The organism is Bianquea renquensis, assembly GCF_014384895.1.
In the GTDB taxonomy this organism is placed as follows: Bacteria; Bacillota; Clostridia; order Lachnospirales; family Bianqueaceae; genus Bianquea; species Bianquea renquensis.
Window position 1 is genome coordinate 1 of sequence record NZ_JACRSQ010000029.1, and the last position, 15,601, is coordinate 15,601.

Annotated in this window: 14 protein-coding genes; all 14 read left to right on the forward strand. The window is 50.7% G+C overall.

What is annotated here, in order from left to right; translation table 11 throughout:
- Positions 1–1,280: DUF6273 domain-containing protein (locus tag H8730_RS14315; RefSeq protein ID WP_249290042.1), on the forward strand; the 1,280-nt coding region annotated here is incomplete at its 5' end.
- Between the two features lie 163 nt (positions 1,281–1,443).
- The gene (locus tag H8730_RS14320) at positions 1,444–4,329 is read left to right on the forward strand and encodes a DUF7601 domain-containing protein (protein ID WP_249290044.1); all 2,886 of its coding nucleotides are present in this window, start codon (positions 1,444–1,446) and stop codon (positions 4,327–4,329) included.
- Between the two features lie 415 nt (positions 4,330–4,744).
- Positions 4,745–5,587 carry a restriction endonuclease gene (locus tag H8730_RS14325; RefSeq protein WP_249290046.1) on the forward strand — a complete coding sequence of 281 codons (843 nt, stop codon included), beginning with the start codon at positions 4,745–4,747 and terminating at the stop codon, positions 5,585–5,587.
- Positions 5,580–5,783: a hypothetical protein gene (locus tag H8730_RS14330; protein ID WP_249290047.1), complete on the forward strand. Its 204-nt coding sequence runs from the start codon at positions 5,580–5,582 to the stop codon at positions 5,781–5,783. The genes H8730_RS14325 and H8730_RS14330 overlap by 8 nt, the downstream gene beginning before the upstream one ends.
- 18 nt (positions 5,784–5,801) lie before the next feature.
- Positions 5,802–6,068 carry a hypothetical protein gene (locus H8730_RS14335; RefSeq protein ID WP_249290049.1) on the forward strand — a complete coding sequence of 89 codons (267 nt, stop codon included), beginning with the start codon at positions 5,802–5,804 and terminating at the stop codon, positions 6,066–6,068.
- A gap of 2 nt (positions 6,069–6,070) precedes the next feature.
- Complete coding sequence (locus H8730_RS14340; protein WP_249290050.1) at positions 6,071–7,312, forward strand: site-specific DNA-methyltransferase; 1,242 nt, start codon at positions 6,071–6,073, stop codon at positions 7,310–7,312.
- Entirely contained in the window at positions 7,263–7,574 is a 312-nt protein-coding gene (locus tag H8730_RS14345) for a hypothetical protein (RefSeq protein ID WP_249290051.1), read from the forward strand. The genes H8730_RS14340 and H8730_RS14345 overlap by 50 nt, the downstream gene beginning before the upstream one ends.
- A gap of 12 nt (positions 7,575–7,586) precedes the next feature.
- A complete protein-coding gene (locus tag H8730_RS14350) occupies positions 7,587–7,931 on the forward strand; it encodes a hypothetical protein (protein WP_177718405.1) in 345 nt (114 codons plus the stop codon).
- Positions 7,928–11,068, forward strand: coding sequence for a type III restriction-modification system endonuclease (locus H8730_RS14355; RefSeq protein WP_177718407.1), 3,141 nt, complete (start codon positions 7,928–7,930; stop codon positions 11,066–11,068). The genes H8730_RS14350 and H8730_RS14355 overlap by 4 nt, the downstream gene beginning before the upstream one ends.
- A gap of 55 nt (positions 11,069–11,123) precedes the next feature.
- Positions 11,124–11,501 carry a hypothetical protein gene (locus H8730_RS14360; protein ID WP_177718409.1) on the forward strand — a complete coding sequence of 126 codons (378 nt, stop codon included), beginning with the start codon at positions 11,124–11,126 and terminating at the stop codon, positions 11,499–11,501.
- 43 nt (positions 11,502–11,544) lie between these two features.
- Complete coding sequence (locus H8730_RS14365) at positions 11,545–12,645, forward strand: SGNH/GDSL hydrolase family protein (RefSeq protein ID WP_177718411.1); 1,101 nt, start codon at positions 11,545–11,547, stop codon at positions 12,643–12,645.
- A gap of 108 nt (positions 12,646–12,753) precedes the next feature.
- Complete coding sequence (locus tag H8730_RS14370) at positions 12,754–12,954, forward strand: hypothetical protein (protein ID WP_177718413.1); 201 nt, start codon at positions 12,754–12,756, stop codon at positions 12,952–12,954.
- 178 nt (positions 12,955–13,132) lie between these two features.
- Positions 13,133–13,645: a ferritin gene (locus H8730_RS14375; RefSeq protein WP_177718431.1), complete on the forward strand. Its 513-nt coding sequence runs from the start codon at positions 13,133–13,135 to the stop codon at positions 13,643–13,645.
- A gap of 222 nt (positions 13,646–13,867) precedes the next feature.
- A complete protein-coding gene (locus H8730_RS14380) occupies positions 13,868–15,580 on the forward strand; it encodes a TIM-barrel domain-containing protein (RefSeq protein WP_177718415.1) in 1,713 nt (570 codons plus the stop codon).
- Positions 15,581–15,601 lie beyond the last annotated feature (21 nt).

The window sequence follows — 15,601 nt, forward strand, 5'->3', positions numbered from 1 at the left end:
GGCTTTTAACCGTTGGGCTGGAGGAAACCGTGGGGAATGTGCTGACGGTTAAGGCCACGTCCATGGTGAACAACGCAGCGGAGGGCGACGCGACTGTGACGATTCTGGTGCTGGGCGACAGGGTGACAGTGGCCTCGGCAGGAAACGCCACCGAGGTCAAGGCTTCCCAAACGCTTCAATTCAGCGCCACCGTGCTGGATGAAGGCACGTCGGACGGCGTACCGCAGGGGGTTACCTGGACGGTATCCGGCAATACCTCCGCCAACACGACCATCAGCACCAGCGGCCTGTTGACTGTGGGTTCAGATGAAACTATCGGCGGCACGCTGACCATTAAGGCAACTTCCGTTATCAACAACGCGGCGGTTGGAACGAAGACAGTGACAGTGGAACCGTTTGTTGATACTGTGACGGTTTCTTCCGCTGGGAATGTAACCAGCGCGGGAACGGGCGACACCCTCCAGTTCAGTGCGCAGGTGACGGGCGGCGGATCTACCACAGGCGTACCGCAGGGGGTTACCTGGACGGTATCTGGCAATACCTCCGCCGACACCTCCATTGACACCAGCGGCCTGCTCACCGTCGGCGCGGATGAAACGGTTGGCGGTACATTGACCGTCAAGGCAACCTCCTCCGCGAATCCGGCGATTTCCGGGACAAAAGCCGTGACCGTAAGTTTGGCCGGGATTGCCAATATTACTCCCGGCTCCACAGATACAGTCACTCTTGACGGCATTGAGTTCTACGTCTTAGCCAAAGAGAATGATCAGGCGCTGCTTCTCTCAAAGGATATTTTGGAAAAAGGGACATTTGGCGGCACGATTGCAGCGAGATTGATTGTTCCGGATGCCGATTGGAACTGGTCGAATCGGGGACTGCGGACATATTTGAACGATACGTGGCTCCCAAGCAAACCGACTTTGAATCAGTACGCGGTAGAAACGACGATTTATACACGCGAACATAACTCCAGTTCGTCCGTGTATGCAGAGACGCAGGACAAAGTAACCTTGCTTACGGAGGCGGACGTATTTGGAACATGGGCCGGAAGCGCCGCAGAAGCCAAACAATATACACTGGGAAAAGAAGGAATCATTGTACCCGAAGAGATGAGAATAGCCCAATATGACGGTACTGCTGACAGCTATTGGCTGCGCTCAATTCAGAATAATAGCGTGGGAAATACCGCTGGTTCAGTCACTGCCACGGGTACTCTTAGCAATACTGTTTATGATGCATCTATCGGGATTCGTCCCGTTTTGTGGGTGACGTATCAGTAAACTTTTTGAACCTTTGGGGAGCATTCCCCGCAGGCAGCCCCACCCGTCAAAAACGGCGGGTGGGCGGCACTGCCGCCCGTTATGGGCTTTACTCAGATGAAAGCCTGTAACAGACGGCAGGCAATCGGAATGAATCGATCTATGAGAGAAAGGGGACTTTGCCATGCGCACAGCGGCAGTTCGTACAGTCAGTGTTCTTCTGGCGGCTGTATTCGTCCTATCCAGCCTTATTTCGGGTACGCTGGGCTGGCAAAGCCTCAACCAGCAGGCGAAGAATGAGGCACAGAGCGACAATGCCGAGTACGCCCACGTGGAGCTTCTGAAGCTGGAAAAGCTGCCGGACGGCACGAAAACACAAAATCCTATCCCCGGCGCCGCCTTTTTCCTCTTTACCGAGGGAGGAGAACAACTCGGCGGACGGTACGTCACCGACGGCGACGGAAAAATCTCCGTCCGCCTGGAGCCGGGCGAATATTATTTTGAAGAAATCTTCCCCAGCACCGGCTTCTCCTTTGACAAGGGAGCAGACGGGACGGCTATCTCTCGCTACCCCTTGACCGTCACCGGGGAGGAGACAGAGCCTGTCACTGTCACCGCCTACAACGTTCGGCTGCAAGGGGCGCTCTCGGTGCAGAAGCTTGTCCAAAATGCCGACGGTTCTCCCTTGTCCGAAGCGCAGAAGCAGCAGGCGTTTGTCTTTGACGTCACCGTCTCGGATGGCGGCACCTATACATATTCCATTGACAATGGCGAGCCACAGCTGCTTACAAGTGGGGGGACACTGACCCTCAGGCACGGCCAGACCGCCGTGTTTGAGAGTCTCCCGGTGGGCGTGACCTACTCCGTTACCGAGCAGCCAGTTGCCGGTTATGCCGTATCCGGAACCGGGCACCGGGGAAGCATCACCCAAGCAGGCAGCACAGCTAGGTTTACCAATCTCTATGCTCCCGGCCAGACAGAAACGGGAAGCCTGACGGTTTCCAAGGAAGTCAAGGGCGAGGGGGCGGATTTGCAGATGGAATATGCCTTTACCGCCGTGATAGGCGGGCAAAGGGAAGCCTTTATCCTGAAGCATGGCGAGAGCAAAACCTTCCCCGACCTGCCGGTAGGGACGGCGTACACCGTCACCGAAGCGGATTACTCAGCGGAGGGATATGCCGCCACGGTGCGGGAATACACCGGGCAGATTACCGGCAGCGAGACGATTCTGCTTCCCTTTGTCAATGTGTATGAACCAGCCGCGGAGCCGGGCAACCTGACAGTAAGGAAAGAGATTGTGGGCGACAACGCCGACCCGGACAAGGAATTTACCTTTCAAGTCACGGTCTCGGACGACGGCATATATGAATATACCGTTGACGGCGGCGAGACGCAGCAGCTTGTAAGCGGCGGCACGATTGTTTTGAAGGGAGGTCAGACAGCGGTATTGGAAGATCTGCCGGGCGGCGTGACCTACACCGTGGGGGAAATCGACGCAGCAGGGTATCTCGCCGCAGTTGAAGAAATCACTGGCACTCTAGTGGGCGGGGAAAACGCCCTTGCCCTGTTCCAGAACCGTGTCCCGGACGAGCCGCAGGAAGCGGCCACCATCCGCATCACCAAAGAGGTTGCGGGCGAATACCCGGAAGCGGACAGGGACAAAGGATTTTGCATCACCCTATTGGTGGACGGCGAGGAAACGGCATTTTCCCTGAAACCCGGCGAAACAAAGGAATTTGAGGTCCCCGCAGGCGCCCAGTATGAGGTGCGGGAGGAGGACTATTATGCCGACGGATACAGCCAGTCCATTACAAACGGCACCGGCACCGCGCGTTCCGGTCGGACGGTGGAAGTTACCGTCACCAATACCTATGGAAAAGACCGGTTGGAGGCCGAAATCGAGGGCGAAAAGACGTGGGAGCTGGGCGGATATGACGAGAGCGTGTTGCCCGAAGCCATCACTGTCCGACTGCTATGCCACGGCCTGCTTGTAGAGGAGGAGCTTGTCACCCCGGACGACAACGGCGAGTGGCATTACCATTTTACCGTGCCCAAGTATGAGGCGGATGGGGACGAAATTGCGTATACTGTTGAGGAAGCGCCGCTGGATACCTTTATTCCCGCTTATGAGGGGTATAACATCCAAAATACCTATCTCCCGCCAATATGGGTAGACCCGCCAGTTATCCAAAAGAAAGTGGAGGGGGAAAAAGCGCCCGAAACGCAATTCTCATTTCTGCTGAAAGGCGAGAACAAGGCGCCAATGCCGGAGGGAAGCGAAGGCAACACCAAAATCATCACCCTCACCGGCAGAGGCGAAGCGGAGCTTGGGCGGTTCCCGTTTGAGAAGGCGGGGGTCTATACCTATAGGGTCTCCGAGCTGGACGGAGGCGAGGAGGGCTGGAGCTATGACGCGTCTGTCTACACCCTGACGGTGACTGTCACGGAGCAGAAGGGGAAGTTGACGGCAACCCAAAGCCTAGAGAAAAACGGGCAGAGGGCGAGGGAGCTTGTCTTTATCAACCGCTACGAGGAGGAAGAGCCGCAGAATACGGTGGAGATCGGGGGAACGAAGACGTGGAAGCACGGGGACAACCCGGAGGAGAAGTGGCCCAGATCTGTTATCGTAGAGATTTATGCGGACGGCGAGCTTGCCGCGCAGCGGAAGGTTACGGCGAAGGACAGCTGGAAGTATGCCGTGGAGCTGCCCCGGTATGCGGCGGACGGCCACGAGATCGTCTACACCGTCGATGAAGCGGCGGTGCCAGGCTATGACAAAGCGATCCACGGCTATGACCTTGTGAATACCTATCGTGCCAGTAAGCCAGTTGAGCCGGACGACTCAAGCAAGCCAGTTGAGTCGGACAACTCAAGTACCCCGGTTGCCCCGGATGGCCCCAGTACCCCGGACAATTCCAGCAAGCCGGACAATCCGGGAGGCCCGCAGACAGGTGACGGTTCCCAAACAGAGCTGTACTTTGCACTGATGGTGCTAAGTTTGACAGCGCTACTTGTCACGGTGCGGCTGAGACAGAGAGGGACGTACAGAAGAAATCACCGGCGGCGTTGAGAAATGTTGTGGATAGAAAGCCTTATGCGGAAACAGCCGCCGATAAAATCGGACCGTCCAGTTTGAGCGTTACAGCTCAAGCTGGGCGGCTTTCCTTTCGGCTGTGCCCTTTGCAGCCTTTTAGTCATTCTCAGACCCATTTCGTATTCAATTTTGTCATTTAGCTTGCCAAAAGGGCTTACAAAGTGTTATACTAAAAAAAATGGAGGTACGAATTTTGGCTCTTTCTAGCATCACGATCATGTCCGCGCTCCGAGAACAATCCCCAATCAAAAATCAAAGGCACTGGAAATAGGCATTTCTGACATAAAGAGAATCCCTTTTGGATTGCCTTTCACGGGCAAAAAGGATAGTTTTTGCTGGTCAACGCGGGCGAGTCGAATTTTACAGTTTGTGATAGAGGTGGGGACAGCAGATGACAAAGAATACAGGGATTCCTTATGAAAAGATGATACAACATATCTATCAGCAAATACTAACTTGTGAAGGCCTTGATACCATCAATGTCCAACATAATATCATTCTAAAAGGGAAAACCACCTCCCACCAGATTGATGTCTATTGGGAATTCAACCTTCGGGGGATTGTGTATCGCACTGTGATACAGGCAAAAGATTGGGCCAATAAGGTGCCGCAAGGGGCAATGCTTACGTTTAAAGCGGTTCTGGATGATCTTCCAAGCGGTACGAAAGGCATCTTCATAGCAAAAAACGGGTTCCAAAGAGGGGCGATCAATATAGCGAAAGCCCATGGCATCTCAGTCTATACCTTCTGTTCCGCTGTTGAAGAAAACTGGAGCGGACCAATCCCCATGATTGAAGTTGCGTTGCGACTTCGCGTCCCTGTCTGCATACGGCCCCAGTTCCACATGCCATTGGATTGGGCCAGGGACAACACACGAATTACAGGGCTAATGCGCGACCTTGACCCTAGGAGTCTTGTGACGGACAATGAAACCGGTGAAAGTTGGACGATCAACCGGCTTATCACAGAGTTATGTGACCGGTGTGGGACGCCGCCAAAGGAATATACAAAGGAATTCCACGACGCCGAGATTCAGCCGTTTGGGACGGAGCACAGAATCAAAATACAAGAGTTTACCGGGATCTTTGGTTATCAGACCGGATATGATGAAAAGTTCCATATCCAGGTTGATCAGTTGGTGGGCTATATTCTCAGGGACGCGACGAACGGTCGGATTGATATTTTTGACAACAATGTAACTTTACTGAGAAACGAGGCGGAGAGCAATGGATAATACGATAGATGGCATGAGCATGGATCTGGAACAAAACGCAATGGAAAAACTCAAATCTGTATTCCCCGACTGTTTTTCCGACGGGAAGCTCGATATTGACAAGTTGCTTTCCCTCTGCGGAGAATACAGTGACAATGATTTCGAGAAGTATAAGTTTGAGTGGAAAGGGAAGACAGAGTGTCTGCGCCTAGCGTAAAAGCGATCGACTGGCACGTTGCGCCCCTGTCCAGACGAGAGCGTCAACTTTGATACCACGAATAACCTGTATATAGAGGGCGATAATCTGGAGGTACTCAAGCTGCTCCAGACAGCCTATTTTCGGCGTGTGAAGATGATCTACATTGACCCGCCCTATAACACCGGCAACGACTTTGTCTATGAGGACGATTTCCGAGACCCCATGGCGCGGTATAAAGAGGTTACGGAGCAAACCACGAAATCCAATCCGAGACGATGGGGCGGTTCCACACCAATTGGTTGAATATGATGTACCCTCGCCTGCGGCTAGCGGTGAACCTGCTTCGGGATGATGGGGTATGCTTTATCTCAATTGATGATCATGAGGTTCACAATCTTCGAAAACTCTGCGATGAAGTGTTTGGAGAAGAAAACTTTATAGGTCAACTCATTTGGAAAAATGCAACCGACAACAATCCCACACAAGTTGCCGTGGAACATGAATATATACTATGCTACGCGAAAAGCAAAGTGCAAGCAGCGCCCGTCTGGAAGACCAAAGTATCGGCTGTAAAGGATTTGTTGATTCAAGTTGGCGAGGAACTCAACGAACGGTATCGCGACGGCGAGGAACTTCAGGCTGCTTACAGCGAATGGTTTCGAAATAATCGGTCGCAGCTTTGGCCATTGGATCGATACAGGTACATCGATAAAGGCGGAGTATATACCGGCAGCCAATCCGTTCATAACCCTGGCCGGGAGGGATATCGGTACGATATTATTCATCCTGTTACAAAACAGCCGTGTGTTCAACCTCTCTTAGGATATCGATTCCCAGAAGCGACAATGGCGGAGATGATTGAGAAAGGCAAAATCCTTTTTGGTGAAGACCATACGAAGATAGTGGAAATCAAACTGTATGCAAAAGAATATGAGGAAAAGCTGTCAAGCATCATTGAACTGGATGGGCGTCTAGGCTCCTATGATTTGAAGAGCTACTTTGGTGACAAACCGGTTTTTAGCAATCCAAAACCGGTGCAGCTACTTGAACGGTTGCTGTCGTTTATTTTAGAGGAAGATGATCTCGTTTTAGACTTTTTCTCAGGCAGTGCAACGTTGGCTGAAGCTGTCATGAAGCTTAACAATATGGATAACAGAAACCGTCGCTATATATGTGTTCAGTTGCCAGAGAATTTGGATGTCACCATAACAACTGCTGACCAAAAGGCCAAGGCTATCATTCAGAATGCCATTGCGTTTTTAACCAGTATCGGCAAGCCTCATTATCTAACTGAAATCGGCAAAGAGCGCATCCGGCGGGCTGGCGCCAAGCTGCTTGAGCGGCAGGGGGATCAGATAGAACTGGGCGAAGAGGAAAAAGCTCCACTGGACATCGGCTTTAAAGTCTTCAAACTGGATTCCTCGAACCTAAAGACGTGGGATGGCACGCCAGTGAGCGAGGAAAATGTGCAGATGATTTTTAGAGCGGATGAACAGCATGACCCACCGGGTGAAGCCCGACCGTTCGGATCTGGATGTGGTTTATGAGGTCATGCTCAAACTGGGGGTTCCGCTGAGCTCTCCTGTGGTTGCCATTGACGTGGATGGCAAACGCGCCTATTCGATTGGCGAGAAGGCCCGGTTGTTGGTGTGTTTGGTGGAGGGTCTCTCCTCCGAGGATGTGGAAGCACTGGCCGGCTGCGCTCCCAACAAAATCGTCCTGGCAAAGTCCAGCCTTGCAGATGACACGGCTATGAGCAATGCCTACTATATTTTACAAGAACGCGGGATTGAACTGAAACTAGTGTGAGGAGGATGTACTATGAGGTATCGGGGGCGCGGCATTATTGTGTCTAAACATAAAGGAAATGCCCTGTTCTATAGACTAAAGACCAAACTGCCAGTCGAAATCATTCAAAGCATTTTCTTATGTAAGCCTGAATCGCTTGATCAAGTGCCGGCACATTGGGAAAAGGAGAGTCAGTGGTTGGCTGACTGGGAGTTTTCGTCCATAGATTTATTTGAGAGTTACCAGATAGGAAGCGAATTGGAAGTTGAATATGAAATTAAAAGCACTTCCTATAGCCACAACGTTCGCCACGGAAATGTGGATATTGGTCCTTTCCGTAACCTCAATGTCACTAAGGTTAGGCGATATATGCCATGAAACTCAAATTCCATAATCAAGCCTACCAAACCGATGCGGTGAACGCTGTGGCCGACCTCTTCACCGGGCAGGACAGGAGGCATAGCGTTTTCTCCGTTGACCTGGAGCCCCAGATGAATATCCTGCAAAACGACTTTGGCATTGGCAATGTGCTGCGCATTGGCAGGAACAAGCTGCTGGACAATATGCACGCCATTCAGAAACGCAACAATCTCCCGTTAACTGACAATGTGGACGATATGCGCTTCTGTATAGAGATGGAGACGGGCACCGGCAAAACGTATGTCTACACCAAGACGATTTTTGAAATGCACAGGCGCTACGGCTTCACCAAGTTTATCATCGTCGTGCCCTCGGTGGCCATCCGCGAGGGGGTCTACAAATCTTTTGAGATTACAAAGGAGCATTTCGCTGCACAATATGACAATGTCCCCTATCGCTACTTTGTCTATACCAGTGCCAAACTCTCCGATGTAAGGCAGTTTGCCACCAGCGCCAACATCGAAGTTATGATCATTAACATCGACGCCTTCAAGAAGGCGGAAAATATCATCAATCAGGTGCAGGACCGCTTAAATGGCGAGACCGCCATGCGATATATACAGGACACCAACCCTGTTGTCATCGTTGATGAGCCCCAAAGCGTGGACAATACCCCCAAAGCGCGGGAGGCGATTGAATCGCTGAATCCTCTGTGCGTGCTGCGCTACAGTGCTACCCACCGGGAGAAAATCAACCTCCTCTATCGTCTGACCCCGGTGGAGGCCTATCAAATGGGGCTGGTCAAGCAGATTTGTGTATCCAGCAACACGATCGAGAGCGGCTTTAACAAGCCGTATGTTCGGCTTCTTTCTGTTTCGCAGGAAGGCGGTTTTAAGGCGAAAATTGAGTTGGATGTCATGGGCAAGAACGGCAAAGTATCGCGAAAGGCATTGACAGTCAAGCCTGGTTCCGACCTGTATTTGCTTTCCGGCCAGCGGGCGCTGTATGATGGCTATGTAATCTCCGGCATTGACTGTACTGCGGGGTGGGAGTCCATTGAGTTTGCCAATACCGAAACGCTGTTCTTGGGCAGAGCCATTGGCAGTGTCAATGATAACGCCATGAAACGGGCACAGATTCGCCGTACCATCGAAATCCATCTGGAAAAGGAACTGCGCTATTTGGATAAGGGCATCAAGGTGTTGTCGCTGTTTTTCATTGACGAGGTGTCAAAGTACCGCACCGAAGAAGGCGAAAAGGGCATCTATGCCGAGATGTTTGAGGAGTGCTACGAGGAGCTGATCGCCCTTCCCAAATTTGCCGAGTTAAAAGACCGGTTCCCTTCCTGCGACGGCATCCATGACGGCTATTTTTCCCAGGACAAAAAGGGCAAGTTTAAAGACACCCGCGGCGATACACAGGCCGACTACGACACATATAACACAATTATGAAGGACAAAGAGTGGCTACTCAGTTTTGACTGCCCACTGCGTTTTATTTTCTCTCATTCAGCGCTGAAGGAGGGCTGGGACAACCCCAATGTATTTCAAGTCTGTACGCTTATCGAGCAAAAATCCACCTTTACCTGCCGTCAAAAGATAGGACGCGGGCTGCGGCTGTGCGTCAATCAGGAAGGTGAGCGGATCGAAGATCAGAACATCAACATCCTGCATGTGATGGCAAACGAAAGCTTTGCCGAGTTCGCCGAGGCTCTCCAGAAGGAGATAGAGGAGGAGAGCGGAGTTAAGTTCGGCGTACTGCAAATCGATTTCTTTTCCGGCATGTCGTATACGGAAACCATCATCAATGTGAAAACGATGGATCTGCACGATGCCAACCTAATTTTAGAATACATGGCCCGCAACGATTTTACCACCGTGGGAGGTAAGCCTACAGAAAAAGCAAAGGCTGCAATCATAGAAGGCGTGATGGCGATCCCATCCGAACTTGAGGGCGTTAAAGACCAAATTGCCGCGGCAATCAATCACAATGAGGGCGTTACTGCGGATTCCCTTGTTGGCACGTCCTACCGTGAATGCGTTGCGGTTGATAAAACCATTTCGTATGAGGAAGCCGCAGAACTGATGACACACTTTGAAAAAAAGGGGTATATCACAAAGTCCGGCAAAATAAAGGATTCCATGAAATACGACTTGCTTGCCGGCACGCTGGACTTGCCACCACAGTTTGAGGTGGCACGGAAACCCCTTGAAAATATTATCAGCCGAGCCAACAAGATACCGCCCATCCGTGACGCCTCCCGCGACGTGATGGTGCGATTGAACAAAAAGGCGATTCTCGCACCGGAGTTTTTGGACCTGTGGGATAAAATTAAGCAGAAGACAGTGTACCGCGTACAGATTGACACCGAAAAGCTGGTGGCGGACTCTGTAAAACAGCTTGCCGCCATGCCGCCTATTCCCAAAACTCGATTGGTTTCCCAGACGGCGGATATTAACATCCGATATGAGGGAGTGACCCACACGGAACGTGAGATGCGCGCCACTGACATTCAGGAGGAGTACGCCTTTTTGCCGGATATGTTGGCGATTGTCAGCGAGGAGGCGCTGCTCACCGAAGCGACTGTGCTTCGGATCTTGGAGGAGAGTGGGCGAGGCAAAGATTTTGTCCGCAACCCGCAGCTTTTCATGGAGCAATTTATTGAGATCGTGAAGAACAACCGTTACCGGTTGGCCATTGATAGCATTCGCTATGTGCGGCTGGATGGAGCGGAGTATTGCGCCCAGGAAATTTTTAACGCGGAGGAGCTGATGGCCAACTTGGACAAAAACGCCGTAGCGGTGAAGAAGAGTGTTTACGACCACATTATCTATGACAGCAGCACAGTGGAGCGTCCCTTCGCCGTGGCGCTGGATAACGACCCCGATGTGAAGATGTTTTTCAAGATTCCGGGCACTTTCAAGATAAAAACACCGATCGGTGCTTACAACCCTGACTGGGCGGTCTATCTTGAACGGGATGGTGTAAAGAAGATGTACTTTGTACTGGAAACCAAAGGTACCGCCAACCTATTTGATTTGCGCGGCTCTGAGCAGCTGAAACTTCATTGCGGAGCGCGGCATTTTGAGGCATTGCAGAGTGGTGTGGAATTCAAGGTGGTCACAGATTGGAAGAACGCGAAAAAGAGCCTGTAACGCTTGAATACAGATTTCCAGGTAAATGGGCATTGGCAAATCATAGCAGGATTGCATGATATGTCTCAGCATTGATTATACGGTACCGGAACGGCCAAGCGCGATGTTTCACGGTCAGGAAACGCTCTCTGTTAATCAACCGGAGGGGGTTCATGTCATTGAAGCCGAGCCGACATTACTCATTAAAGTGGCATCGACAGATGCGGCATGGGCTTTAACAAAAAAACTGACTGGTGAAGAGAATCCACAATGGCATATGGCGCCTCTTTTTGGCTTGATCCGGCATATCTTTGAGAAGGAGCCGTATCATTATGTTTTTAATGGAAGTAACGGAACAGGCAATGAAGAGGCAGAGTATTATGGCTATAACGGCGATCAATATGTAACGGTTCCAGTAAAATCTATTGACGGCACGCTACAGGAGCGGATATAATACAGTCAGTGAAACGCGATGAAAAGGGGGAAGAGTCTCAACAATGGAGTACTTTCAAAAATTTCATTCCAACACATTGGCAGGAAGCGGCAACCAATCTTTCTTTCTGACAGACGATGCAAACACAGTCTATACCGGCAGGGTTTTCTATAAAATTTTTGCCGGGGGGACCTATCGCTATTCCTTTTTGTTTTCCAATATCATAGACAGCACCTTTTCAGATGGTGCCTACAGCCACAAAAATCTGATATGCGATCAGTGGAAGATTGTAAGAGCCGCGGTGGGTATCTGTGAGACATGTAGCGCATCCGAGATGGGAGAGATCGAGAGTTTCCAGGCCTTGACCTTTTCTGGAGCATTTGAAAAGGACGTGATGCCAGGCGAGTTCTTCGCTTCGGATGCTCTTGAACTGAGTGGAAAGAAGGGGGACTACATCTGTCTGGAGATCTCCTATCAGGGGAGGATGATCCCCTATCATGAAGAGAGTATTATCCCAACATTCGCCCTCCGCGACGGCGAATGGGTTCCCTCAAAGCGCGTTGTCTTTGCGGGGATGGTGGGATGTGATAGGCCAGCGCTCTTACAGATTGGATATCTTGGAGATTCCATTACGCAGGGAATCGGCACGGATGTCAATTCCTATGACCATTGGAATGCAATGCTGTCGGATAAGCTGGGGGAGAAGTGCGCCTATTGGAACCTGGGTCTTGGATTTGGCAGGGCTAGCGATGCGGCCAGCGATGGAGCTTGGCTTTTTAAGGCAAAACAGATGGATGTGGTCGTTGTCTGCTACGGCGTCAATGACCTCTTTCAAAGCGGTGATGAAGAGCAGATAAAACGCGATCTATCGGAAATTGTCTCAAAGTTGCAGTCCGCAGGGACAAAAGTGGTGATTCAGACAATTCCGCCCTTTGATTACTCTGGAATCTTGATCGAAAAGTGGAATCATATCAATCAATATATTGTACAAGTCCTGTCCAAACGTGCAGATGGAGTTTTTGATGTCGTCCCGGTGCTGGCTAAGGATGACGGACATCCGTATCTTGCAAAATTCGGCGGGCATCCCAATGCGGAGGGGTGCGGTGCATGGGCGGAGGCTCTTTATCCGGTGATGGACAAGTTTCTAGCCACGATTTCTTGTTAACTATCCTCTGCGAAAAAGCTTCGGTGTAAGGCGTTGTGTTCTTAGAAAATTGGAGTTGGGCGCATAGAACCCATTTCCGCCGGGCACTCTACATTTGAGGTGAGACAAATGGCAAAACAGGGCATGAAGCGCCCCGAGCGAACGCATACACAGCCGCGCAACGAGGTAACACCTGTTCCCGAAATTACTCTCGCATCGCACCGGAGCGTTGAGAAGCCGATTTCAGATGTGTATCCTGTCATTGACAATGATCTGGCGAGGGATAACCTAGAAAATGACATCCCCGCCGCTGATCTAGAAGATTTGTAAGACCGTCCTCCCAGTGTGGACGGTTTTTTCTATAGGGACATAGAAGTCATGGCGTTTATGTCCTCCTTTTCCCAAAATCCGTCCGCGCGGCCAGCGGTAGAATTAGTCGAAAAGGACTTGTTTTTTTTCAGGGCAGGGCTTATACTAAAGAAAAAGGAAATGAAAAGGAGAGATCATGATGTTGAATGAAAAAGTCGCGCAGTTATTAAATGCCCAAATCAACAAAGAGTTTTATTCCGCGTATCTCTATCTAGATTTTGCAAACTATTACACAGAACATGGGCTGGATGGATTTGCCAATTGGTATCAAGTACAGGCACAGGAAGAGCGGGACCACGCCCTACTCTTCATCCAGTACCTTCACAATAACGGCGAGAAAGTCGTATTTGAGGCGGTTGACAAACCAGAACAGGTATTTTCATCCACAAAGGACCCCTTGGTGGAGGGACTCAGACATGAACAATATGTTACGGGCCTGATCCATGCTATCTATGCATGTGCATATGATGTCAAAGATTTTAGAACAATGCAGTTTCTGGATTGGTTTGTGAAGGAACAGGGGGAAGAGGAGACCAATGCCGATACGCTTATAAAAAAGATGGAGCTCTTTGGGTCTGATCCCAAAAGCTTATATATGCTGGATAGCGAACTGGGAGCTCGTGTTTATACGGCGCCTAGCCTTACGCTGTAATGTAATACAGGCGTGCAACGAGTTCATTCATGGCGAGAGAATGCCCTCAAGAATCAACCGATCCTTGGGGGTATATTCTATTGTGCGGAGAGATGGGAAGGAAGTGAATGAAATGTTGAATCATGAGCCCATCTGTGGTATACTGAACAGGAAACGGCTGTCCTTTTCGAAGAAGAGAGCCACGGACATAGAGGGTAGATCACCGACTAGGAGGAAATGAGAGTGAAAAAATTTACATTTGGAATACCGGAGGCAATTGTGCCGTCCAATTTCTGCCGAGGACTGCGCTACGATGAGACGGAGGTCCAATATAATGCGGACAAAGTTCAGTTTAAAACCACAGCCAGGGGATGCCTTTTGGAGTTGCCGTTAGAGGACGGGGAGGAGGTTTTTGGGTTTGGATTGCAGTTAAAAGGGTTCAATCATAAAGGCCACAAGCTGACCCTCCGTGCAAACTCAGATCCCGTTGCCAATACAGGCGACAGCCACGCGCCAGTGCCTTTTTTTGTGACGAATCGAGGTTATGGAATGTATTTTGATACAGCGCGCTATGTAGAAGTATGCTGCGGCTATGGAAAGAACAAAAGCCGTCCGAAGGTTGAAAACAATACGATCATTGCGACAGCGGAAGATTTATATAGGAAGTGCGGGCTGAGAGAGCAGACCGTTATGTCGGTGGAGATCCCCGTGGCGAAGGGGGTGGATGTGTATATTTTTGAGGGGGACAGCATTACCGATATCGTATGCCAGTACAATATGTTTTCTGGCGGCGGCTGCGATGTCCCAGAATGGGGCTTAGGGGTAATGTATCGCTGCTATGCCAGGTATACCGGCGATGAGGTGATTGCCATGGCGAAATATTTCCGGGAGAAGGACATTCCATGTGATATCATAGGCCTTGAGCCAGGCTGGCAGTCGAGCAGTTACTCCTGCTCCTATGTGTGGGATCGGGAGCGCTATCCGAATCATGAGGAGGTTGTGCAATACCTGCGCGGCCACGATTTTCATATCAACCTGTGGGAGCATGCCTTTGTCAACTCGACCTCTCCCATCTATGAGACGTTACATGATTACAGCGGCGATTATGAGGTATGGCAGGGATTGATTCCAGACTTTGCCACAGAGGAAGCACAGCAGATCTTTGCTGACTATCACAGACAGTATCTCGTGGAGAATGGAATAGACGGCTTTAAGCTGGATGAATGCGATAACAGTGATTTTGTTCACGACTGGAGCTTCCCTAATTGTACCGAGTTTCCCAGCGGAATGGATGGAGAGCAGTATCACTCCCTGTTTGGGACGCTCTACATGCAGACGATCATGAGGGCCTTAGGAGACAGGCAAACCTTGTCCGAGGTCCGCAATGCGGGAGCGCTCGCGGCCAGTTATCCCTTCGTCCTGTACAGCGACCTGTACGATCACAAAGATTTTATTCGAGGCATCGTAAACGCCGGGTTCTCTGGCCTTCTCTGGACGGCTGAGGTTCGGCACGCCAAGAGCCGGGAGGATTTTCTACGGCGCTTGCAGACCAATGTGTTTTCCGTACAGTGCCTGATCAATGCCTGGTATTGTGAGAAGGCGCCATGGCTTGAATTTGATTGTGAAGCTGAGGTTCGGGAGCTTCTACAGACACGGAAAACCCTAGTGCCCATGCTGAAAAAGGCGTTTGAAGCTTACAAGAAGAACGGTAAACCGCCAATCCGGGCGTTGGTTATGGATTATACGCAAGATGCGCAGACCTACGGGATTGATGACGAATATTTATTCTGCGACTCGCTTCTGGTTGCGCCCATGACGGCTGAAGAGCGGACGCGGCGGGTATATCTGCCGGAGGGCGATTGGTGCGATTATTGGACGAAAGAACCTGTCAGAAATGGCTGGATTGAAGTCGAAACGACAAAGATTCCTGTGTTTGAAAAGTGTGAAGGTAAGTAAAGGCGTGGAAGAGGAAGGGCT